Source organism: Burkholderia sp. L-4, from assembly GCF_056856535.1.
This window is the reverse complement of sequence record NZ_JBXEOX010000002.1, coordinates 1,586,558-1,608,795: the sequence shown is the minus strand read 5'-3', so window position 1 is coordinate 1,608,795 and position 22,238 is coordinate 1,586,558. Positions and strand designations below refer to the sequence as shown.

Genomic DNA, 22,238 nt, shown 5'->3' with positions numbered 1-22,238 from the left:
AACCCCATGACGAACTCCCTGATACTGATTGCAGAAGACGAACCCGATATCTCCGACATCCTCGATGCATACCTGACGCACGACGGCTTTCGCACCTACCGCGTCGCCGACGGGCAAGCGGTGCTCGACGTACAGCCGCACCTGAAGCCCGACCTGATCCTGCTCGACGTGAAGATGCCGCGGGAAAACGGCTGGAACGTGCTCACCGAGCTGCGGCGGCGCGGCAACACGCCCGTCGTCGTCCTCACCGCGTTCGACCGCGACCTCGACCGGCTGCAGGCACTGCACGCCGGCGCGGACGACTACATCGTCAAGCCGTTCAACCCGGCCGAAGTCGTCGCGCGGCTGCGCGCGATCCTGCGCCGGTCGGCCGCGCCACCGGCGGCGCTCATGTTGCGCGTCGGCGACCTGGAGATCGACACCGACAGCTATCTGGCCCGCGTTCGGACGGATTCCGCCGAGATACCGATCACGCTGACGCTGACGGAATTCCGGCTGCTCGCCCACATGGCGCGATCGCCGAGCCGCGTGTTCACGCGCGGCGAACTGCTCGATGCGTGCATGGCCGACGTGAGCGCGCTGGAGCGCACGGTCGACAGCCACATCTGCCGGCTGCGCAAGAAGCTCGAACAGGCCGGCGCACCGGGCATGCCCGAAGTGATGCGCGGTGTCGGCTACCGGCTGCGGGGCCTGCAGTGACGTTGCCGGCGAAGCCCGGCCGGCAAATCGGACAGGCGATCGGCCTGGGCGCAATCGTCGCCGTGCTGACCGCCTGCACCGTTGCCTTCCTGCTTTACGCGTCGCGTCACCCGGCGGCATTTCCGCACGATGCAGCGGCCGGCACGATGATCGGCAGCGCGTCCACTTACCTGATGCTCGCGACGGTGCTGTTCGTGTGCCTGCTGGCCGCCGCGTTCGACCTGTTCCGGCAGATGCGCCGTACGCTCGCGGCACTCGACGCGATGGCCGCCGACACCGCCCGCATCGCCGCCGGCGACCGGTCGGCGCGTGCGATTTCCCGCGACGGCTGCATGTCCGGCCTGTCGCGCTTCATCGAGGACTTCAATGCGATGACCCATCAACTGAAACATCTCCGGGCACTCGAAACCCGGCTCGAAGCCATCAAGGGGCTCGTCGACGAAGCCGACGCATCGTCAAGCGACGCGCTGCTTCACCATGTCGACGACCTGTTCCGGTTCGTCGACGACCTTCAGGTTGCCGAACGGCCGGAGGGGTTGACGCTCGATCTGTGCTCGACGGCGCTTGACCGCGAAATCGCCGGTGCCATCGATTCGGTCCGCGAAGCGTTTCGTGAAGCGGGGTTCGTCATCGACCTGACGACCGACGCAACCGTCGTGACCTGCGACGGCGCGCGCATCCGGCAGGCCGTTCTCGCGCTGCTCGACGACATGCGGTGCCATTCCGCGCCGGCCACGCTGAAGCTCTTCGTCGAAGACCGCGCCGCGGGCGCCGTCGTCCGGATCGAAGACGAAGGTTCGCGACGATTCGCCGAATCCGGGCTCGGCGTGTTCGTCGCGCGCGCGATCGTCCAGACGCACGGCGGGCAGTTGCGCCATCTCGCCTCGCCCCGCGGCAATGCCGTTCTCGAATTCGACCTTCCGCGGCACCCGCCGGCCATTCGAGCGTTTCCTCGATAGCAACCGGCCATTACGAAACGAATCGGAAATGATCAACGAATCGATTCCGGCATTACCTTCCTTGCCGGTTTCGAGCATTACAAAATGCCGTCGATCTTTTCAAAATCATTGCGCTTTATTCGGTTTAATTTTGTTTCATATAATCAAAAAAAGTTTGACACTGCGCTTTCGTTCTTGATAACTTCCGATGCAAGCAATCTGACGGATTGCTCACCACGCAATCGATTCCGCTCTACGTTTTTTCGCTTCCGCCGCACCGCAGTGCTCGCCGCCGGCTGATTTTCTCGCACACCGGCGCATGCAATATCCCGATGCATCTCATTGGACGGCTGTCATCCGGCAGCGGGCCGAAGGATCGAATCAAATGAGCAGGACAACGAAACTGTTGCTCTAGCAATCCCGCCCGCATCCAGTCCGGCGCGGCTGCCTCGCAGCGCGACGCAGCCCTCCCGTTATCGCGTTTTCCGTATTTCGCCCCCGGAGCAAACCCATCTCTCCGGATCGGGTGAAAGGCCCTGTCGCGTCCGTGCCATCCGCACGCATGCGGCAGCAAGCGGCGGTGCACGATCCGCACCGCTGTCGACCGTTGTTGTTCGTGCCGTTCGATGTTCAACCGGAGGGGTAATTCAAATGAATCAGGTTGCAGACAAGAAACACAAGCACATTCGCATCGTCAAGCTCGCACTCGCCGCCGCGGCATTCGCTTCGTTCGGCATGGCGACCGCCCATGCCGCATCGGCGGCAGGCTGGACGGAAACCCGCACCAAGGGATTCCTGCCGCTCGTGCAGCAGAGCGAAGCCGGTACCGCCGGCGCGCCCGCCGCGAGCACGGCCGCCGCCGCCGCGTCGGCCATCGAGATGGCGCCCGGCGAATCGGTCGACATCGTGCTCGGCTTGAACCTGCGCAACGAGGCGCAACTCGACCAGTACCTGCGCGATCTGCATACGCCCGGCTCGCCGCACTACAGGCAGTTCCTCACGCCGGCGCAGTTCGCCGCGCAATATGCGCCGACCGACCAGCAGGTCGCGTCCGTCGTCGCGCACCTGCGCAAGGAAGGTTTCGTGAACATCGTGGTCGCGCCGAACCGCCTGCTGGTATCCGCGTCCGGCACCGCGGCGACCGTCAAGTCCGCATTCCGCACGACGCTCAAGCGCTTCACGCGCAATGGCCGCAGCGTCTATGCGAATACCGATGCCGCGCAAGTGCCGAACGCGATCGGCAACATCGTGGGTGCGGTGCTCGGGCTGCAGAACGTCGAGCTGATGCATACCGGTGCGGGCAGCAAGCCGCAAGGCAACACCAGCAACCTGACGATTCCGGCCGGCGCGTCGGCGGTGCCGCACAACCCGACCGAGTTCTCGTCGATCTACGGCGGCGACGGCGTGCCGAACGCGTCGCAAACCACCGTCGGCGTCATCTCCGAAGGCGACCTGTCGCAGACGGTGAGCGACCTCAATACGTTCGCGGCGAACAACGGCCTCGGCACGATCGCAAGCGCCATCGTGAAGACCGGCCCGTCCGGCAGTTCGTACACCGACACCGACGGCACCGTCGAATGGAACCTCGACAGCCAGTCGATCGTCGGCTCGGCAGGCGGTGCCGTGAAGCAGGTCGTGTTCTACGTGGCGCCGTCGATGACGCTCACCGCGATCACCGCCGCCTACAACAAGGCCGTGACCGACAACGTCGCGAAGGTGATCAACGTGTCGCTCGGCGTGTGCGAATCGTCCGCCAACAGCACGGGCTCGCAGGCCACCGACGACACCATCTTCAAACAGGCGGTCGCGCAGGGGCAGACCTTCTCCGTGTCGGCCGGCGACCACGGCGCGTACGAATGCGCGAGCGGCACGCCGTCGCGCTCGACCTACACGGTGAGCGAACCGGCCACGTCGCCGTACGTGATCGCCGTAGGCGGCACGACGCTGTTCACGAATACGTCGACCAACGCGTACAACAGCGAGATCGTCTGGAACGATCCGAGCTGGCAGCCGGGCACGGTGTGGTCGACGGGCGGCGGGTACAGCAAGTACGAGGCCGCGCCGACGTGGCAGTCGTCGACCCTGACCGGCTCGACCAAGCGCGCGCTGCCCGACGTCGGCTTCGACGCCGACCTGCGCACCGGCGCGATTCTCGTCGTGAACGGCCAGACCTCCGACACGCTGTGGGGCTCGGGCTACCTGAACAACGAAGGCGGCACGAGCCTCGCCGCGCCGATCTTCACGGGCATCTGGGCGCGGCTGCAGTCGGCCAACAACAATGCGCTCGGCTTCCCCGCGTCGAGCATCTACAAGTACTTCCCGTCCAACGCGGCGTTGCTGCACGACGTCACGTCCGGCAACAACGGCAGCGGCACGTACGGCTACAAGGCGAAGGCCGGCTGGGACGCGACGACGGGCTTCGGCAGCGTGAACATCTCGAAGCTGAATACATTCATCCAGAGCACGTCGGACTTCGCACGCTGATGCGCCGATGACCGACGCGGTTCCGCGTGCGCGTCGTTGCGCGCGCCCCGGACCGCACGCAACCGCGTAAAAGCCCGCGACAGGTGCAAGCCGTCGCGGGTTTTCTGCATTCCGCGTCAGCTCGCGAAGCGGCATCGGGCGGGACGATACGCGCGCCGACCTTGCAATCGTTGCGCCAGCAACTTTCAGGTTCCTTACCCGCCGGGTGCCCGCCCGCTTACGGACCGCAAGGTACACACTGTTACACAACGCTCCGACAACTTCCGCGCGTGTCGTGCGTTTAACCGAATATGACGATTCGTCGCGGGACTTCCATCATGCGAACACGATCTTGCCGCCTGCGCCGGCCGCTGCCGCCGGCGCAAGCGCGGACGATCGCGGCACGGTGCTCAAGCCGATCGCGCAGCCCGCGTGCCTGCCAACGCTGCCTCCACACCGAACGGACAACAACATGAACAACACACGTGCACACCGCCCCGTCAGGACGTTGATCGCTTCGTCCCTCATCGTGTCGCTGCTCGGCCTGTCGGCCTGCAACAAGAACGGCGACGGCAGCCCCGCCGCGCCGGCGAGCGACGCGAGCGCGGCCGCGGCCGCGCAGCCGGCCTCGACACCCGTTGCCTACACGCCGCCGAGCGCCGACCAGCTCTACCAGATGGTCGCGCCGATCGCGCTGTTCCCCGACAAGCTCGTCGCGCTGGTGCTGGCGGGTGCGACGTATCCGGACCAGGTGAGCGCCGCGAACAATTGGGTCACGCAGAATCCGGCATTGAAGGGGCAGGCACTCGCGGCCGCCGCCGATGCGCAGCCGTGGGACCCGTCCGTCAAGGCGCTGACCGCCTTCCCCGCGGTGCTGTCGCAGATGGCGTCGAACCCGGTCTGGACCACGTCGCTCGGCCAGGCGTACTACAACGATCCGACCGACGTGATGAACGCGATCCAGGTGATGCGCCAGCGCGCCCAGACGTCCGGCCATCTCCGCTCGGGCGGCCAGATACGCGTCACGCAAGTCGCGCGGGCCGCGCCGACCGGCTATACGCCGGCCACCGACGCGCCCGTGGGGTACGCCGGGCCGGCGATCGTGCCGCCGCCCGGGCAGGCAATCGAGATCGAGCCCGCGCAGCCGGATGTCGTGTACGTGCCGTCGTACAACCCGACCGTCGTCTACGGCGAGCCGGTATCGGCCTACCCCGGCTACGTTTACCGGCCGCCCGCATACAGCACCGGCGAAGTCGTGGCGGCCAGCGTGATCACGTTCGGCGTCGGCATCGCCGTCGGCGCCGCGATCTTCGGACACCACGACTGGGGCTGGCATGCGTGGGGCGTGAACTGGGGGGCACCGCATCCGGAAGGCCCGAGGTGGAACGGCGGGTGGCAGCGCCCGGCCGTGGTGTACAACCACACCACGTACGTGACGAAGTCGACCACCGTGATCAACAACATCACCAACATCCGCAACACGCGCATCACGAACAACTACGGCGGCAACGTCACCACCAACAACACGACGATCGAACGCAATGCCGCACAGCCGGGTGCCGAACCGATGCGCGGACAGGCCATGGCGCCGCGCGCGGGCGCAGCGCCGATGACGATGCCGCACTTCGGCGCGAACGACGCGCGCCCCGGCACGCGACCCGCGCCAGAAGCATTCGCGCAGAACCGTGCGAATGCGCCACATGCCGTGGCACCGGCGCAGCATCCGTCCGGCGCGACGCACGACGAGCGGCAGCAGGCGATGCAACAGGAGCGTGCAGCCGCGCAGGAAAATCATGCGGCAGCACAGCAACAACAACGCGAGGAAATGCAACAGCACAACGCGGCGCAGCAACGCGAAGCGCTGCAGCAACGCAACGAAGCGCAACAACAGGAACGCGCGCAGGCCCAGCAGCGTAACGAAGCGCAGCAACAACACGCGGACGCCCAGCAACGCAACGAAGCGCAGCAGCAACGTGCGGATGCCCAGCGACGCAACGAGGCTCAGCAGCAGCAACGCAAAGAGATGCAGCCGCACGCCGAAGCGCCGCTGCAGGAACACGCGGCACCGCGCCCTCGGCAACCGGCAACCGAGCACGCGGCGGCGCCGCATCCGCACCCGCCCGAGTCCCACCCGCAGCATGAGTCGCACGAGCATCATCCGGGGTAAGTCCCGCCGACGGTAGCGCGAATGCCGCGCTGCCGTCGGGCGATCCGCCGATCAATCGGCCCAGCTCCGCACGTAGTCCGGCACGGGCACGCCGCCGTCCGCATGCACGGGCGTGCCGCGCGCCGTCTTCAGCGGCAGTATTCCGGTCCACACCGCAAACGCCAGATCCTCGTCCTTGTCGGACGGCAGCGAATCGCTGATTTTCACCGCCGCTTCGTCCATCGCAATCCGCAGCACACTGGTCGCATTGATTTCCTTCGAATTGCCCGGCCGCGCTTCATGCCTGCGGCCGGGCGCGATCTTGTCCATCAAGGCGTCCAGCGCCGCGCGTTTTTCCGCACCGTCCTCCACCGCGTCGAACCGCCCGTAGATCACCGCGGACCGGTAATTCATCGAATGGTTGAAGGCCGACTTCGCCAGCACGAGGCCGTCGAGCAACGTGATCGCGACCGAAGCCTGCACGCCCGCCGATAGCGCCTTGATCATCCGGCTGCCATTGGACCCATGAATGTAGAGATCGTCGCCCCGCCGCCAGTGCGCGGTCGGGATGCAGTGCGTGTGCTCGCCGTCGCCGAACGCGATATGGCAGACATAGGCCTCGTCCACGATGCGGTGGAGCATCGCGCGATCGTGACTGGCCAGCTCGGACAGGCGGCGAATGGTGGTCAGCGGCGAGGAAGAAATGGCGGTCATGATTTTCATATATTCGGACTACAAAATTAATAAAATCGGTATCGTGAGGCGTTGACGCCCGCATGTACGGCCGCCGGGCGCGTCGACAGCCGCGCGTCAAATCGATCACAATACGCACGTGCAATACGCTCGACGATCGCAGGAACGCCCCGCGCGCCGGGGCACATCGCAAGAACGTGAACGATACGATGCGCGTGGCATCTTCAAAAGAACCAGCACAACGGAAATTTCTGGAACCAGCCCATGGATCTCGCGCTGCTCATCTCGTCGCGCTCCCGGCAGGATGGCACGACTCGACACAGCCAGCAGGAAGCGCTGTACCGGAGCCTGCGCGCGCTGCTGCTCGACGGGCACCTTCCCCGCGGCACGCGGCTCGTATCGACGCGCGTGCTCGCGGCCGAGCTGGGCATTGCCCGTAATTCGGCGGTCTATGCGTACGAGCGCCTGGCGGAAGAAGGCTTCGTGGCCGCCACGCGCAACGGCACGATCACGCTATGGGACGGATGCGGCCGGGCAGGCGCCACGCATGACGACGGCTCGCCGGCAGTGCAACTGTCGGCGCGCGTGCACGGGCTGGAGAGCGCCGATCCCGAGCCCGAACGCATGCTGCCGTTCGTCCCCGGCCTCCCGTCACTGGACGAATTCCCGGTTGCGCAGTGGCGTCGTTGCATCGAGCGTGCGTGGAAAACCATCAAGCCCGCGCAGCTCGCGTATGGTCCGGTCGAAGGGCTGCCCGAACTCAGGCGCGCGGTGGCCGCCTACATCCGCGTGTCGCGCGGCGTGCGCTGCGACACGGGCCAGGTATTCATCACCGACGGCACGCAAGGCAGCCTCGAATTGTGCGCGCGCATGCTTGCGAATCCCGGCGAATACGGCTGGCTCGAGAATCCCTGCTACAACGGCGCCCGGACGGCCTTCCGGTCGACCGGCCTGAATCTCGTGCCGATCGAGGTCGATCACGAAGGGATGGCGCCCACCGACGAGCAGTGGCGTAACCAGCCGCCCCGGTTGATCTATACGACGCCCTCGCATCAATACCCGCTCGGCGCGCTGATGAGCCCGGAACGGCGTGCAACGCTCGTCGAGCATGCACGCGCGTGCGGGGCATGGATCATCGAGGACGACTACGACAGCGAGTTCCGTCACGGCGGCCAGCCGCTGCCCGCGATACAGGGCCTGCATCCCGACGCGCCGGTCTGCTATCTCGGCACGTTCAGCAAGACGATGTTTCCGGCGCTTCGGCTAGGCTTCATGGTCGTGCCGCCAGCCCTCGTCGAGCGCTTCACCCGGACGCTGCGCGAGCTCGTCCATCGCGGTCATTCGGCCGATCAGCTTGCGATGGCCGAATTCATCGACACCGGCCTCTTTGCACGGCATCTGCGCACGATGAAGTCGCGTTATGCCGACCGGCGCAGCCGCCTCGAGGCGGCCCTCGCGCGCCACCTCGGCACCGTGTTGAGCGTGCGTGACAGCCCGGGCGGCATGCATCTGTCGGCGGATCTCGCGGCGCCGCTGCACGACGCCGAAGTCGCGCGCGCCGCCTCCGCGCATGGCCTGCTGCTGCAGCCGCTGAGCAGCTATCGCGTCGGCGAGGGCCGCGCGTACAACGGCTTCGTGCTCGGCTATTCCGGGCTGGACGACGCGACGATCGAAACGGCGACGACGCAGTTCGCGGCCGTCATCGAACGATTCGGCCGCCCGCGCCGCTGAGCGGCGCTCACAGTTGCGATTCGATCGGAAACAACCCCAGAAACCAGACTTCCATTCGTCGCGCCGCTGAAACCTCCGGCTCGTGATCGATCTCGGTGACCTTCCCGTCCGCATCGGTCTGGATCCACTTGAGCCGCCCCTGCCCGGCCGCATCGGTGCCCGGCTCGACACGCCACGCGATCCGGTCGAGTCGCGCTTCGAGATCGTTCGCCACCTGGGACGCAATCGCCGGGCTCTCGCAGTAAACGCCGATCTCCGTATTGAGGTTCAACGAGCGCGGATCGAGATTCATCGATCCGATAAAAATGCTCGTGTGATCGAACACGTAGGTCTTTGCGTGCAGCGACGCGCGCGACGAGCCGATGATGACCTGCTTCGAAATGCTCTTGTCGCCCGACGGCCGCCGCTCGTAGAGCCGCACGCCGGCCTTCACCAGATCGCTTCGATAATGCCGGTAGCCGGCATGCACGGCCGCCACGTCGGTCGACGCAAGCGAGTTGGTCAGCACCGTCACGCGCACGCCGCGCGCCGTGAGCGCCCGCAATCGTTCGACGGCCTCCTTGCCCGGCACGAAATACGGCGACACGATCAGCAGGTCGTGCCGAGGCTGCAATGCAAGCGCACGCAGCTGCGGCATCAGGTGTCCGTCGGCGTCCTTCGGCGCATGCGCGATCTTCGACGGATCGTCGTACAGCACCGTCGCGTGCCCCCACGACAGTTCCGTGCCCTGCCCATGCACGATCTGGTCGAGCCGCTGCCGGGCCTCGAGCACGTACGGATTGTCCTCCATCGCCCGCAGGTAGTCGCGCAGCCGTTCGCGCTCGCGATCGAGCCCGCCCGGCGCCGCATCGTGCCCGACCAGCGCATCGATCGGATACGCGTACGGAGAATTCCAGAACGTATCGAATTCGGTCGAGATGTCCTTCACGGCCGGACCGTGGACGACGACGTCGAGATCGCCGAACTCCAGCATCGACGATGCGCCGAAGTACTCGTCGCCGATATTGCGGCCACCGACGATCGCCACCTGGTTGTCCGCGATCATCGCCTTGTTGTGCATGCGCCGGTTGACGCGCGCGAACTCGAACACCGTGCCGATCTTCTTGAACCGGCGCGTGGCCACCGGATTGAACAACCGGATCTCGATGTTCGGATGCGAACTGATCTCGAGCAGCTTGCGGTCGTCCGCGTTCGTGCCGAGATCGTCGAGCAGCGCGCGCACGCGCACGCCACGATCGGCCGCGCGAATGACCGCATCGGCCAGTTCATGTCCGGTCAGGTCGTCGTGCCAGATGTAGTACTGAAGATCCAGCGACCGGTCGGCCCGGTCGGCCAGCAGCACGCGCGCATCCAGCGCATCGACCGGATCGGTCAGCAGATGGAACGCATCCTGCCCGGGATGGGCGCTGGCCTGCTGCTGGAACGCCGCGCCCAGGCGGGTGTGTTCCGTATCGGTGAACGCATGCGTCGGCGCGCGATCGGCCTGCGGCGGAAGGCTGGCGCACGCAACGAGCGCCAGCAACGAAAGAATCGCACCCCACGAACGCAGCATGGTCATGATGACCGTCCCCACTCCCGGCGAAGTCTGTTTTTCTGGTCGCCGGATGACTCACGGCGCGGGTCGGCCGTCCGTTGCGCGACGCGTATCGCGCACGGGCCGTGCCGCGCCACAGCATACTTCGATTGCGATCGGTACTGCACCATTTCCGTGTTTTCCGCCGGTCATGTCGCCGAACCGCCGACCGTCCGAATCATGCCGCTCAACCTGCCGCGAGATATCGCTGCGGCGATTCGCCGGTGATTCGCCGGAACATGACGATGAATGCGCTCGCGCTGCGATACCCGAGATCCTTCGCCACCTGCGCAACCGACTGGCCGAGCGCGAGGCGCGTGATCGCTTCCGCGACACGCATCTGCTGCCGCCAGGCCACGAACGTCAGCCCCGTCTCGGCATGCAGCCGGCGCGCGAGCGTACGGCCGCTGGCGCCGAATTGCTCGCCCCAGAAGTCCAGCGTGAGATCGCTCGCGGGGTCGTTCATCATGTGCTCGCACAGCTTGAGCAGGCGTTCGTCGCGTGGCAAGGGCACACCAGGCTCGGCGAGGCTCGGCGTTTCCGCGAGCACTTTCATCAGCAACGACGCGGCCAGCCCGGCGCGGCTCGTGGCCGTATAAGTATCCGCCCCGTCGACCACCGTGAGCGCGAGCTCCCGCAGCAACACCGACACGGCGATGACCGCCGGTTCTTCCCAGGACCACGGAAACACCTCGGGCTCCACATAGACGCTGCATAGCGCGGTGTCGCCCACGGCGTGCAGTTCGTGATCGACGTCCGACGGCAGCCACACCGCCCGCGACGGCGGGAGTGTCCATGTGCGGGCCGGCGTGAGCACGCGGACGACGCCCTTGGCTGCAAAGACGAGCTGGCCATGACGATGCTGATGCCAGGCAACGCGTTCGCCTTGACGGTAATTCACGAGGGTGGCGGCCACTTCGCGCGGCAGCGGCACCCGCGCCAGCGGATAGCGCTTGAGCAGGAAGGCCTTCATCGGAGACGGTCGAAAGGAGGTGAGCTATGATATTTCAAATTCACCAAATTTTGTCAAAAAATCGATATCGAGTGTCTACCTTTCGACGGCTTGAGGCATTAATCTCCTTATCCATCAATGGTCACGGCCAAATCCCGTCCGACATATTTAATACGTCTCATTCTCATGTATGAGACACGACACGTGCAGCCTGCACGTCCGCACGAACCTTCCGCCACTTATGCCTCTGATTGCCTCATTGATCCGCTACTCACGCTGGCTGCTGCCGGTCGCGTTGCTCGCGAGTCTCGCGAGCGGCTTCGCGAACGCGGCGCTCGTGGCCCTCATCAATCAGGCGTTGCAAGCGTCGGGCGCACAACTGATGCACCTGGGCATGCGCTTCGTGCTGCTCGCCGCGCTGGTACTCGTGACGCGCATCGGCTCGCAGGCGCTATTCATGTATCTCGGTCAACGCGTCAAGGCGCAACTGCGCATGCAGACGATCGGCCGCATTACCGCCGCGTCGTTCCGCGATCTGGAGCGCTGCGGCGCGGCCCGCGCGATGGGCGCGCTGACCCAGGATCTCGACAGCATCGTCGTGTTCTTCGTGAGCCTGCCCTCCATGGCGATGCAGGGCGCCGTGATCGTCGGGTGTCTCGCGTACCTCGGCATGCTGTCGCTGCCGATCCTCGCGGTCGCATTGGGCGTGCTCGGGGCAGGCACGCTCGGCACGCAGCTGGTGAGCACCCGCGCGCTGCGTCATCTGCGCGCATCGCGCGACCGCGAGGACAAGCTGCTGAACCGGTTTCGCGCGTTGTTCGACGGCGCCAAGGAACTCAAGCTGCATCGCGCGCGTGCGAACGCGTTCGTCGGTAGCGAGCTCGCACCGCACGTGGAGGCGGTGCGCGTGCAGCGCACGCGCGGTTATGTGCTGCACGCGCTCGCGGCAAGCTGGGGAAATTTGCTGCTGTTCGGCTTCGTCGGCCTGACGACTTTCGTGCTCGCGCATCTGTTCGGCGCCGACGCGCACGTCATGTCGGGCTACGCGCTCGTGTTCCTCTATCTGATCATGCCGGTCGAAGGGCTGCTCGCGGCGCTGCCGTCGCTCAACTCGGCACGCGTTGCGTTCGAGCGCATCGGCGAGCTCGAGGCGGCGCTGCCTGCCGAACCAGGCAATCACGCCGATTCCGCCGCCGCACCGGCCCCGGCCGAGGGATTCTCGCGCATCGTGTTCGAGGGTGTCGAACATCGTTATGTGCGCGAAAGCGACGATGGCCTGTTCACGCTCGGGCCCATCGATCTGACCTTCGACGCGGGGGAACTCGTGTATCTCGTCGGCGGCAACGGCAGCGGCAAGACCACGCTCGCGAAGCTGCTCGTCGGCCTTTACGCGCCCGAGCGCGGCCGTCTGCTCGTCGACGGCGTCGCCGTGGACGACGCGACGCGCGCCGCGTATCGACAGCGTTTTTCGGTGGTCTTCAGCGATTTCCATCTGTTCGATTCGCTGCTCGGCCTGACCGGCGAACGCGAAGGGATGGCACGTACGTTGCTCGTCGCGCTGCAACTCGACCACAAGGTGCGCATCGAGCGCGGCACGTTCTCCACGCTCGCCCTTTCGCAAGGTCAGCGCAAACGCCTCGCGCTGCTGGTCGCATTCCTGGAGGATCGACCGTTCTATGTCTTCGACGAATGGGCGGCCGATCAGGACCCGGCCTTCAAGGACGTGTTCTATCGCACGCTGTTGCCCGCGCTGAAGGCGAACGGCAAGACCGTGCTGGTCATCACGCACGACGATCGCTACTTCGATCTTGCCGACCGGCTCGTCAAGCTCGAGAACGGGCGAATCGCCGCGATTACCGCCGGCGCGGACCATTCGCGGCATACGGGCGGCAACGACATGGCGAGCGCGGCATGAGCCCAATCGTGCGCGACGAAGCAGCCCGCTCCGCATGCGGCAACACCGGCCCTGCCGCGACGTTCTCGCTCGAACGCGTGTCGTACGTCGCCAGCGGCCGTCCCCTGCTGCAATCGATCGATCTCGCGCTCGAACCCGCATGCGTGACCGGACTGGTCGGGCACAACGGTTCGGGCAAATCCACGCTCGTCAAATTGCTCGCTCGTCAGCTCGCCCCCACTGCCGGCACGATTCGCTACGCGGGCAAGCCGCTCGCCGGCTGGGGCGCACGCCAGTTCGCGCGTCAGGTCGCGTATTTACCGCAGCAGACGCCGCCCACCGACGGTATGACCGTGCACGAACTGGTCGCCCTCGGGCGTTATCCGTGGCATGGCGCACTCGGTCGCTTCGGGGAAGAAGACGCCGCGCACGTCGAGCGCGCGATGCGTGCAGCGGATGTGCTCCGTCACGCCGATCGTCCCGTCGACGTCCTGTCGGGCGGCGAGCGTCAGCGTGCATGGCTGGCGATGCTGGTCGCACAGGACTGCCGCTGCATGCTGCTCGACGAACCGACGTCGGCGCTCGATCTCAACCATCAGCTCTCCGTGCTCGAACTCGTGCGCACGCTCTGCGCGACGAGGGCGATGAGCGCCGTCGTCGTTCTGCACGACGTGAACATGGCCGCGCGGTTCTGCGACCGTATCGTGGCGCTGCGCGAGGGCCGTCTGCTGATGCGCGAGCGCGCCGCCGACATCATGAACCCGGTGCACCTCGAATCGATCTACGGCGTGCCGATGCGCGTGAGTGCCGATCCGGTCAGCGGGCGGCGTCTGGGGTTTCCGGCATGAACCTGCTCGTTGCGAATCCGCGCCGCCGGCAACTGCTCGTCGCGCTCACCGCGCTCGCCGGCTCAGGCCCATGGTTCTCCGCGCCATGCGTCGCTGCCGCGGTCACGCGGTTCCCGCATCGCATCGTGGTGCTCAACTGGGAACTCACGGAAACGCTGCTCGCACTCGGGCGCGCGCCCGTCGGCATTCCATTGCCCGACTGGTATGCGAGCGGCATCGTGACGCCGCCGTTGCCGCCCGGCGTCGCCGATGTCGGCCTGCTCTATCAGCCGAACTTCGAGGTGCTGCTCGCGCTCGCGCCGGATCTCATCATCGTCACGCCGGCGCATGCCGCGTTGATGACGCCGCTGCGACGCATCGCGCCGACGCTCACGCTCGGCACATACATGAGCGCTGCACGGCCTCTCGAGGTGCTCTGCGACGAAACATCCGCGATGGGGCGGGCGATCGATGCGCCGCTACGCGCCACCGAGCTGATCGTCGCCGCGCAACGGGAATTCGCGTCGGTGGCCACCCGGATCGCGAACACCGGGGCTCACCCGGCGCGAGCCGTGATCGTCGCCGAAGCACTCGACGAGCGACATTTTCGCGTCTATGGCACGGGTAGCCTGTTCGACGACGTGCTCGCGCGCATCGGTGTCGACAATGCCGCCCATCCTCGCGACGCGGCGAGCCGAACGGTCGCCACGCCGTGGCGCACCTCCGTCACCGGTTCGGCCGCCGTCGCGCTGGAACGCCTGTTCGATGTCCCGCACGCGGACATCCTGCTGATCGGTCCGCTGCGCGCCGCCGTGCGTGCCGCGCTGAACCAGAGCCCGTTGTGGCGTGCGCTGCCTGCCGTGCGCGAGAAACGCGTCGCAGTCCTGCCGGTGATCGCGGCCTTCGGCGGACTCGTGTCGATGCACCGCTTCGCCGCGGCCGTCTCGATCGCACTGGCCACACTGGAGCAAGGCGGAGGCGGCCTTGCGTAATCTCGTGCTGGCCGGACGCATCGCGCGGACAAGCGATCGGCGCCTGGCGCTGGTCGGCGCCATGGCCGTACTCGCCGCGTGCCTCACCGCCACGGACGTGCATCGCGCACTGGCGAGCGCATCCTTGTGGCGCGCGCTCGCGGCCACCGCAGACACGCAGGACGTGGGGGCCCTGCTCGTTCACTACAGTCTGCTGCCGCGCGTCGCGATGACCCTGCTGTGCGGCGCCGCACTCGGTCTCGCGGGCGCGCTGATGCAACAGGTGCTGCGCAATCCGCTCGCGGAACCCATGACGCTCGGGGTGTTCCCCGGCGCGTATCTCACGCTGTCTGTCGCGACGATCTGGATGCCCGGCTGGTTGGCCATGGGTCGAAGCACGCTGGCGCTGGCGGGCGGCGCGGCCGCGATGCTCGTCGTGTTCGCGCTGGCATGGGCGCAACGTATGTCGCCGCTCGGCGTGATCCTCGGCGGCATGGTCGTGAACCTGTACTGCGGCGCGATCAGTCTCGCGATCTCGGTGGTGCATTTCGACCGGCTTGCAGGCTTGCAGATCTGGGGTGGCGGCGCGCTCGACCAGAACGGCTGGCAACCGACGCTGCATCTGGGCATGCAGCTCGCCGCCTGCGCGGGCGCCGCCGCACTGCTCTATCGTCCGCTGAGTCTGTTCGACGCAGGCGACACGACGGCGCGCCATCTTGGTGTCGCGGTCGGATGGGTGCGCGGCGCCGCGTTGTTCGTCGCGGTCGCGCTCACGGCGTTCGTGGTCGCCGAAGTGGGCGTCATCGGCTTCATCGGCCTGGCCGCGCCGTTGCTGGCCCGCCTGGCCGGCGCGCGGCAATTGCGCGCGCGGCTCGTGTGGTCACCGCTCACCGGCGCGGCGCTGCTGTGGCTCACCGATGAAATCGTGCGCACGGCCGCGCGGGCCGACATGTTTTCCGCGCACGTGATCGCGACCGGAAGCGCGACCGCGATCGTGGGCGTGCCGCTGCTCGTCGGGTTGCTGCCGCGTTTGCGCACGCGGCCCGATGCGCATACTGCAGCGGCCCCCCGGCATGAGCGTCGCGCGCCTCGCGCGATGGCGCTGGCGTGGGTCATGCTGCTACCGCTCGCATGCGTGCTGTCGCTGGCGGTCTCTCGCGGCCCCGCTGGCGCGAGCGTCGCCACGCTCACGCAAATCGAAAGCCTGCTGTTCTGGCGCGTACCCCACCTCGCCGCGGCGCTGGCGGCGGGCGCTCTGCTCGCCGTCGCGGGAACACTGCTGCAACGCATGAGCGCGAATCCGATGGCGAGTCCCGACGTGCTCGGCGTGGGTTCCGGCGGCATGTTCGGCATGGTTGCCGTACTGTTTCTCAGTCACCACCTTGTTCCCGCCGCACTGGTGGCAGGGTGCGTGGCCGGCACGTTCGCGACGTTGGTGCTGCTCGTATGGTTCGGCCGGCGCGCGCGATTCGCGCCCGAGCGCCTGCTGCTCGTCGGGCTGTCGATCAGTGCGCTGTTCAACGCGGTAGTCGGCGCGCTGATGTCAAGCGGCGATCCGCGCGCGGGCGTGCTCGTCGATCTGCTGATCGGATCCACCTACTACGTCGCGCCCGACATCGCCTGGAGCGTCGCGGCACTGGCGCTCCTGACGCTCGCCGTTGCACCGCTGACCGGACGCTGGCTCGCCGCTCTTGCGCTCGGCACCGACGTCGCGGCAAGCGTCGGCGTGCCCGTGGGTCGCGCGCGCTTCGCGTTGCTGCTGCTGGCGGCCATGTCAACGGCGGCGGCTACCGTGATTGTCGGGCCGTTGTCGTTCGTCGGGCTGATCGCGCCGCATATCGCTCGGTTTTCCGGTGCGCGCCGCCCCGTGCCGCAGCTTTATCTGGCCGCAACGCTCGGCGCGCTGCTGATGGTGACGGCGGACTGGCTCGGGCGGCAGATCGCTTTTCCGCAGGAAATCGCGACCGGCCTCGTCGCCACGCTGCTCGGCGGACCGTGGCTCGTCGCGCTCGTGATGCTGCGCGGGTTGCGGCGGTAATTGCGTCACGGGTCGCGGGATCGACCACGATGTCGGTCCGGAAGTTATTCAGTAGTGCATTGATTTACAGATAGACGAGGCTCTCAGATGCCCGTCGATAACGATCGTCCCCCCCATTTTTCAACCCGCCGCTGGCGGGAGGAAGTAGTTCGACATTTTTCAACATCGGGATGATCAACCATGACAACGAGAATAGACCACCCGCGCGCACGGCGCGCGACGACGGGACGATGCAGCGGTGCCCCGCTCGCCTTTTCGGCGCTGTGCCTCGCCTCCTCGTGGGCGCACGCGCAAGGCACGCCGGCCCCGGCCGGCGACATGCTGCCCGCCTTGACGGTGGTGGGCACAAGGGACGCCGATGCGACCACCGAAGGCAGCGGCAGCTACGCTGCGAAGTGGGCCACCATCGGCGGAAAAGTCGCGCAATCGATCAAGGAGACGCCGAACTCGGTCTCGGTGCTCACGCGCGAGCGGATGGACGACCAGAACGTCACGACCATCCAGCAGGCGTTGCGCTCCGTGACCGGCGTCAGTTCGATCGACTACGGCGACGGTACCGCGTACTTCCGCGCGCGCGGCTCGCAGCTCGGCATTGAATTCGACGGGGTCCCGACACTGAGCGGCCTGCAGTACCAGTTGCAATTCGATCTGGCGATGTACGACCGCGTCGAAATCCTGCGCGGCCCGGCAGGCTCGATCGATGGCATGGGCGAGCCGGGCGGCGTCGTCAATCTCGTGCGCAAGCGCCCTCAGGATCAGTTCCACCTCGCCACGGAAACACAGGTCGATTCGTTCGGCAGCGTGCGCCAGATGATCGACGTCACCGGGCCGCTGAACAAGGACGGCACGCTGCGCGGACGTGCCGTTCTCGTGGGAAGCACCGGTATGCAATCCATCGAGCGCACGCGCAGCAAGGAGGCGATGGCCTATGGTGCGCTCGATTGGGACCTCACGCCGCGCACGACGCTGTCGCTCTCGGGCGGCTATCAGGTCTCGCCGATTTCCGGCATCGATTACGGTGCGGGCGGCGTGCTGAACAGCACACGTACCGCGCTCACCGGGCGCGTGCCGAGCGAATATACGCGGAACTTCAGCCCGAGCTGGAACTACGCGTACACCTCGTTGCAAGAGGTCAACGCCAACCTCGTGCATCGGTTCGCAAGCGCGTGGCAATCCTCGACCACGCTGTTCTACCGCCACGAACTCTCCAAGGCCTACTACGCGTACTCCGGCCCCGGCGCAACCGCAAACGGCCTCGCGCGTTTCGGAGACCAGCGGCAGCGCACGAGCTACGACTGGTTCGGCGCGGACACCAATGTGTCCGGCCCGGTCCGCCTCTGGGGGCAAACGCATACGCTGACCATCGGCGCGAACTACGCGGTGATGACCTCGGGCGCGCAGTCGGGTTACCGCGCGTTGAGCGGTCCGTACGGTGGCGCCTACAGTCTCTACGATCCCAATGCGGTACCCGCCGTGGACGTACCGTACACGTTCGGCACCAATCACCGCACCGTGCAATACGGCGTCTATGCGCAGGCGCGCATCAAGCTCGCCGCGCCGTTGACGCTCGTGCTCGGCGGCCGCGAGGCGTTCCTGCAAGACCGCACGCAGTCGACGTTGCCGAGCGTCGCGGACTGGACGACCAACGCGCAGGTCAATCATCGCTTCCTGCCGTCCGCCGGCTTGCTGTGGGACATCGTGCCGTCGCTGACGGCCTATGCCAACTATGCGCGTTTCCTCGATGCGCAAACGCAAGGCACGTACTCGGGGCCGGGCCTGCCGCCGCGCTCGGGAGAGCAGTACGAAGTGGGCATGAAAAGCAGCCTGCTCGATGGCCGCCTGAATGCGAACGCCGCGCTGTTCCGCATCAACGACGACAACCGTGCCGTTGCCGATCCTGCCCATCAGTTCTATTACGTATCCGCAGGCAAGGCACGCAATCAGGGTATCGAACTCGAACTCACCGGCCAGCCGACGCCGGACTGGAATCTCTATGCTGGCTACACGTATCTGAACGCCCACTACGAGAACGACTCGCCCGATCTCACCGACGGCACGGATCCGAAGCATCTGTTCAAGCTGTGGACCCGATATACGCTCTCGCAAGGCCCGTTACGCGGATTCTCGATCGGGGGCGGCATGCTCGCGCAAACGCGTATTTCGCGTGGCGTCGAACAGGGTGGCTATGCGGTTTTCGACGCACAAGCGGGATATCGTTTCAACAAGCACGTGACGGCGTCGCTGCAATTGAATAACGTGTTCAATCGCAGGTACTACATTCGTCCGCCCAGCACCTATTACAGCGTATTCGGCGATGCGCGCAACGTGATGTTGACGGTGCGCTCGGATTTCTAGGCGCCGCCTCGCGGCCAATCCGTCGCGCCACGGACGGCTCTATCGTCCGATAGCCGTCGCTCGGGCGCCGAGCATGGCCGCACCGAACGCACGGCGATTCGCGAAGCTGCACAGGTCCGGGGGCAACAGATAACGGGAAAAGTCCACCGGCCGCCCTCGCTTGCCCTGTCACTGTCCATGGAAACAAAAAACCCGCGAAGCCTTATGGCATCGCGGGTTTCGAGACTTCCTCGGACAACGTTGGAAGCGAATCTGGTGGGCCCGGCGGGGTTCGAACCCGCGACCAATCGATTATGAGTCGACTGCTCTAACCGCTGAGCTACAAGCCCTGGTGAATGACGACGCGTGCTACACGCGACCCCGGCAACGAAGCCGGGCCGGCATTGTAACAACAAAGGAGACAAACGCCACCGGCATCACGCGGATGCCGGCGGCGTTCGCAGGAGAGACGCTGGAAATCAGTTCCCTTCGAGGAACGACTTCAGCTTGTCGGAACGGCTCGGGTGACGCAGCTTGCGCAGCGCCTTGGCCTCGATCTGACGGATCCGCTCGCGGGTGACGTCGAACTGCTTGCCGACTTCCTCGAGCGTGTGGTCGGTGCTCATCTCGATACCGAAACGCATCCGCAACACCTTCGCCTCGCGCGGCGTCAGCGAATCGAGCACATCCTTCACGACGTCGCGCATGCTGGCATGCAGCGCTGCATCCGCCGGCGCGACCGTGTTGTTGTCCTCGATGAAGTCGCCGAGATGGGAATCGTCGTCGTCGCCGATCGGCGTTTCCATCGAGATCGGCTCCTTCGCGATCTTCATGATCTTGCGGATCTTGTCTTCCGGCATCTCCATCTTCTCGGCGAGCGTTGCCGGATCCGGCTCGAGACCGGTTTCCTGCAGGATCTGCCGCGAGATGCGGTTCATCTTGTTGATCGTTTCGATCATGTGAACCGGAATACGGATCGTGCGCGCCTGGTCCGCGATCGAACGCGTGATGGCCTGACGGATCCACCACGTCGCGTAGGTCGAGAACTTGTAGCCACGACGGTATTCGAACTTGTCCACCGCCTTCATCAGGCCGATGTTGCCTTCCTGGATCAGGTCGAGGAACTGCAGGCCGCGGTTCGTGTACTTCTTCGCGATCGAGATCACGAGACGCAGGTTCGCCTCGGTCATTTCGCGCTTCGCCTGGCGCGCCTTCAGTTCGCCGGCCGCCATCTGGCGGTTGGTTTCCTTCAGGTCCTTCAGCGGCAGCACGACACGCGCCTGCAGGTCGAGCAGGCGCTGCTGCTGTTCGCGGATCGCCGGGACGTTACGCGACAGCACCGCGCTGTACGAATGGCCTTCGGCGGTGATCTTCTCGGCCCAGTCGAGATCGGTCTCGTTGCCCGGGAAGCGTGCGATGAATTCCGAGCGCGGCATGCCGCACTTGTCGACGACGATGTGCAGGATCTGACGTTCAACCTGACGCACTTCGTCCACCTGCGCACGCAGCGTGTCGCACAGGCGCTCGACGGTACGCGCGGTGAAGCGGATCGTCATCAGTTCGGTCTGGATCGTTTCCTGCGCCTTCAGGTAGGCCTTCGACTTGTAGCCTTCCTTTTCGAACGCGCGGCGCATCTTGTCGAACCACTCGCTGATCTGCGAGAACTTCTCGAGCGATGCGCGCTTGAGGGCTTCGAGCTGGGCGGCGTTCGCCGATGCCTGCGCGGCACCGTCGTCTTCCTCCTCTTCCTCTTCTTCCTCTTCCTCTTCGGCTTCCTCGTCCTCGTTCTCGATCGCTTCCGCTTCCTTCGCGGAGAAACCGTCGGTATCGGCGGAGTCCGACGCATTCGGATCGAGCAGGCCGTCGACGAGCTCGTCGACGCGGATCTCTTCGTTCGCGACGCGTTCGGCCATCGCGAGGATGTCGGCGATCGTCGTCGGGCACGCGGAGATGGCCATCACCATGTGGCGCAGGCCGTCCTCGATCCGCTTCGCGATCTCGATTTCGCCTTCGCGCGTGAGCAGCTCGACCGTGCCCATTTCGCGCATGTACATCCGGACCGGATCGGTCGTGCGGCCGAATTCCGAATCGACGGTGGACAGCGCGACTTCCGCTTCCTCCTCGACTTCATCGTCCGACGACGCAGCGGGTGCGTTGTCGTTCAGGAGCAGCGTTTCCGCGTCCGGCGCCTGCTCGTAAACCGCCACGCCCATGTCGTTGAACGTGCCGATGATGCCTTCGAGGGCTTCGGTCTCGGTGAAGTTGTCCGGCAGGTGGTCGTTGATTTCGGCGTACGTCAGGAAGCCGCGCTCCTTGCCGAGCTTGATCAGCGCGCGCAGTTTCACGCGGCGCTCTTCGAGCTCCTCGGCCGTGCCCGGCGTGCTCGTCGCGAACGCTTCCTTCAGCAGCGCCTTTTCCTTGGCGCGACGATCGCGCACCTTGGATTTGCCCGGAGCAGCCGCGGCTGCGGCGGGCTGCTCGTCGCTCTGATTTGCGTCGTCTTCGACGGATACTTCGTTCAGCTTTTTGGTCATGGAGTTCGCCGTACCGGCTATATCGACTCGCGGCTGCTGGACGACAGCCGGTTGAACCGTGGGTGCATGAGTAGTACGTACTGCCGTTTCGTCCGCGTCGGCAGTCGTGTCCCTTGCGCTTTTCGCACTTGCCCGCTTCGCCGCCGGCTTGGCCGGCCCGGAGTCGGGTCTCGCGGCAGCCCGTGTTCTGGCTGCCGGTGCCGGCGCAGCCTGAGCAGTGCCGGCCGCGGTTTTCTTTCCTGCTGGGGCTGACGTGGCTGAAGACGTTGTCCTGGAGGAAGAAGCAGACTTGGCCGCTGTGACCTTCTTGGTCGGCTCCGTCGAGCCCTTGCCTGTTGCTTTCTTTCCGCCTGTCGTCTTTGCCATCGCGAATCTCGCCTCTGCTTAGAAAACAAACCGCTGGAAACCTTATATTATAGCACGCTGGGGAGCCCTCTCTAAGCGC

At 65.9% G+C, this 22,238-nt stretch carries 14 protein-coding genes and 1 tRNA gene; 10 read left to right on the top strand and 5 right to left on the bottom strand.

Annotated elements, in window-relative coordinates:
• Positions 1–6: 6 nt before the first annotated feature.
• From AC1VVG_RS24150 to AC1VVG_RS24135, 4 genes are all read left to right on the top strand, one after another.
• The gene (locus tag AC1VVG_RS24150) at positions 7–699 is read left to right on the top strand and encodes a response regulator (RefSeq protein ID WP_034185754.1); all 693 of its coding nucleotides are present in this window, start codon (positions 7–9) and stop codon (positions 697–699) included.
• A complete protein-coding gene (locus AC1VVG_RS24145; protein WP_482836452.1) occupies positions 696–1,658 on the top strand; it encodes a sensor histidine kinase in 963 nt (320 codons plus the stop codon). The genes AC1VVG_RS24150 and AC1VVG_RS24145 overlap by 4 nt, the downstream gene beginning before the upstream one ends.
• Positions 1,659–2,288: 630 nt before the next feature.
• A complete protein-coding gene (locus AC1VVG_RS24140; protein WP_343726558.1) occupies positions 2,289–4,121 on the top strand; it encodes a S53 family peptidase in 1,833 nt (610 codons plus the stop codon).
• A 451-nt stretch (positions 4,122–4,572) separates the two neighbouring features.
• Entirely contained in the window at positions 4,573–6,267 is a 1,695-nt protein-coding gene (locus AC1VVG_RS24135) for a DUF3300 domain-containing protein (protein WP_482836451.1), read from the top strand.
• Positions 6,268–6,318: 51 nt separating this feature from the next.
• Here the strand turns inward: AC1VVG_RS24135 and AC1VVG_RS24130 are convergent, their stop codons facing one another.
• Positions 6,319–6,969 carry a pyridoxamine 5'-phosphate oxidase family protein gene (locus AC1VVG_RS24130; protein ID WP_200086672.1) on the bottom strand — a complete coding sequence of 217 codons (651 nt, stop codon included), beginning with the start codon at positions 6,967–6,969 and terminating at the stop codon, positions 6,319–6,321.
• A gap of 234 nt (positions 6,970–7,203) precedes the next feature.
• Here AC1VVG_RS24130 and pdxR point away from each other — a divergent pair, with 234 nt between their 5' ends.
• Complete coding sequence (pdxR, locus tag AC1VVG_RS24125) at positions 7,204–8,670, top strand: MocR-like pyridoxine biosynthesis transcription factor PdxR (protein WP_482836450.1); 1,467 nt, start codon at positions 7,204–7,206, stop codon at positions 8,668–8,670.
• Positions 8,671–8,677: 7 nt separating this feature from the next.
• On the opposite strand, the gene AC1VVG_RS24120 is transcribed toward pdxR, so the two are convergent.
• Positions 8,678–10,228 carry a phospholipase D family protein gene (locus AC1VVG_RS24120; protein ID WP_059558401.1) on the bottom strand — a complete coding sequence of 517 codons (1,551 nt, stop codon included), beginning with the start codon at positions 10,226–10,228 and terminating at the stop codon, positions 8,678–8,680.
• A gap of 202 nt (positions 10,229–10,430) precedes the next feature.
• Positions 10,431–11,216 carry an AraC family transcriptional regulator gene (locus AC1VVG_RS24115; RefSeq protein WP_034185749.1) on the bottom strand — a complete coding sequence of 262 codons (786 nt, stop codon included), beginning with the start codon at positions 11,214–11,216 and terminating at the stop codon, positions 10,431–10,433.
• A gap of 220 nt (positions 11,217–11,436) precedes the next feature.
• Here AC1VVG_RS24115 and AC1VVG_RS24110 point away from each other — a divergent pair, with 220 nt between their 5' ends.
• The 5 genes from AC1VVG_RS24110 (at position 11,437) to AC1VVG_RS24090 (ending at position 19,280) form a co-directional block, all read left to right on the top strand.
• The gene (locus AC1VVG_RS24110; protein ID WP_482836449.1) at positions 11,437–13,110 is read left to right on the top strand and encodes a cyclic peptide export ABC transporter; all 1,674 of its coding nucleotides are present in this window, start codon (positions 11,437–11,439) and stop codon (positions 13,108–13,110) included.
• A complete protein-coding gene (locus AC1VVG_RS24105; protein WP_034185747.1) occupies positions 13,107–13,937 on the top strand; it encodes an ABC transporter ATP-binding protein in 831 nt (276 codons plus the stop codon). The genes AC1VVG_RS24110 and AC1VVG_RS24105 overlap by 4 nt, the downstream gene beginning before the upstream one ends.
• Positions 13,934–14,908 carry an ABC transporter substrate-binding protein gene (locus tag AC1VVG_RS24100; RefSeq protein ID WP_482836448.1) on the top strand — a complete coding sequence of 325 codons (975 nt, stop codon included), beginning with the start codon at positions 13,934–13,936 and terminating at the stop codon, positions 14,906–14,908. The genes AC1VVG_RS24105 and AC1VVG_RS24100 overlap by 4 nt, the downstream gene beginning before the upstream one ends.
• Entirely contained in the window at positions 14,901–16,925 is a 2,025-nt protein-coding gene (gene fhuB, locus AC1VVG_RS24095) for a Fe(3+)-hydroxamate ABC transporter permease FhuB (RefSeq protein ID WP_482836447.1), read from the top strand. Before AC1VVG_RS24100 ends, fhuB begins: the two co-directional genes overlap by 8 nt.
• 180 nt (positions 16,926–17,105) lie before the next feature.
• Entirely contained in the window at positions 17,106–19,280 is a 2,175-nt protein-coding gene (locus AC1VVG_RS24090; RefSeq protein ID WP_124668825.1) for a TonB-dependent siderophore receptor, read from the top strand.
• Between the two features lie 253 nt (positions 19,281–19,533).
• On the opposite strand, the gene AC1VVG_RS24085 is transcribed toward AC1VVG_RS24090, so the two are convergent.
• Positions 19,534–19,609: transfer RNA gene (locus AC1VVG_RS24085), tRNA-Ile, on the bottom strand.
• Between the two features lie 129 nt (positions 19,610–19,738).
• A complete protein-coding gene (gene rpoD / locus AC1VVG_RS24080) occupies positions 19,739–22,159 on the bottom strand; it encodes an RNA polymerase sigma factor RpoD (protein WP_080287699.1) in 2,421 nt (806 codons plus the stop codon).
• Positions 22,160–22,238 lie beyond the last annotated feature (79 nt).

Excerpts from the sequence above, each read along its gene's own strand:
- AC1VVG_RS24150 (WP_034185754.1), top strand. The coding sequence starts at position 7 with ATGACGAACTCCCTGATACTGATTGCAGAAGACGAACCCGATATCTCC.
- AC1VVG_RS24140 (WP_343726558.1), top strand. The coding sequence starts at position 2,289 with ATGAATCAGGTTGCAGACAAGAAACACAAGCACATTCGCATCGTCAAG.
- AC1VVG_RS24135 (WP_482836451.1), top strand. The coding sequence starts at position 4,573 with ATGAACAACACACGTGCACACCGCCCCGTCAGGACGTTGATCGCTTCG.
- AC1VVG_RS24130 (WP_200086672.1), bottom strand. The coding sequence starts at position 6,969 with ATGAAAATCATGACCGCCATTTCTTCCTCGCCGCTGACCACCATTCGC.
- pdxR (WP_482836450.1), top strand. The coding sequence starts at position 7,204 with ATGGATCTCGCGCTGCTCATCTCGTCGCGCTCCCGGCAGGATGGCACG.
- AC1VVG_RS24120 (WP_059558401.1), bottom strand. The coding sequence starts at position 10,228 with ATGACCATGCTGCGTTCGTGGGGTGCGATTCTTTCGTTGCTGGCGCTC.
- AC1VVG_RS24115 (WP_034185749.1), bottom strand. The coding sequence starts at position 11,216 with ATGAAGGCCTTCCTGCTCAAGCGCTATCCGCTGGCGCGGGTGCCGCTG.
- AC1VVG_RS24110 (WP_482836449.1), top strand. The coding sequence starts at position 11,437 with ATGCCTCTGATTGCCTCATTGATCCGCTACTCACGCTGGCTGCTGCCG.
- AC1VVG_RS24105 (WP_034185747.1), top strand. The coding sequence starts at position 13,107 with ATGAGCCCAATCGTGCGCGACGAAGCAGCCCGCTCCGCATGCGGCAAC.
- AC1VVG_RS24100 (WP_482836448.1), top strand. The coding sequence starts at position 13,934 with ATGAACCTGCTCGTTGCGAATCCGCGCCGCCGGCAACTGCTCGTCGCG.
- AC1VVG_RS24090 (WP_124668825.1), top strand. The coding sequence starts at position 17,106 with ATGACAACGAGAATAGACCACCCGCGCGCACGGCGCGCGACGACGGGA.
- rpoD (WP_080287699.1), bottom strand. The coding sequence starts at position 22,159 with ATGGCAAAGACGACAGGCGGAAAGAAAGCAACAGGCAAGGGCTCGACG.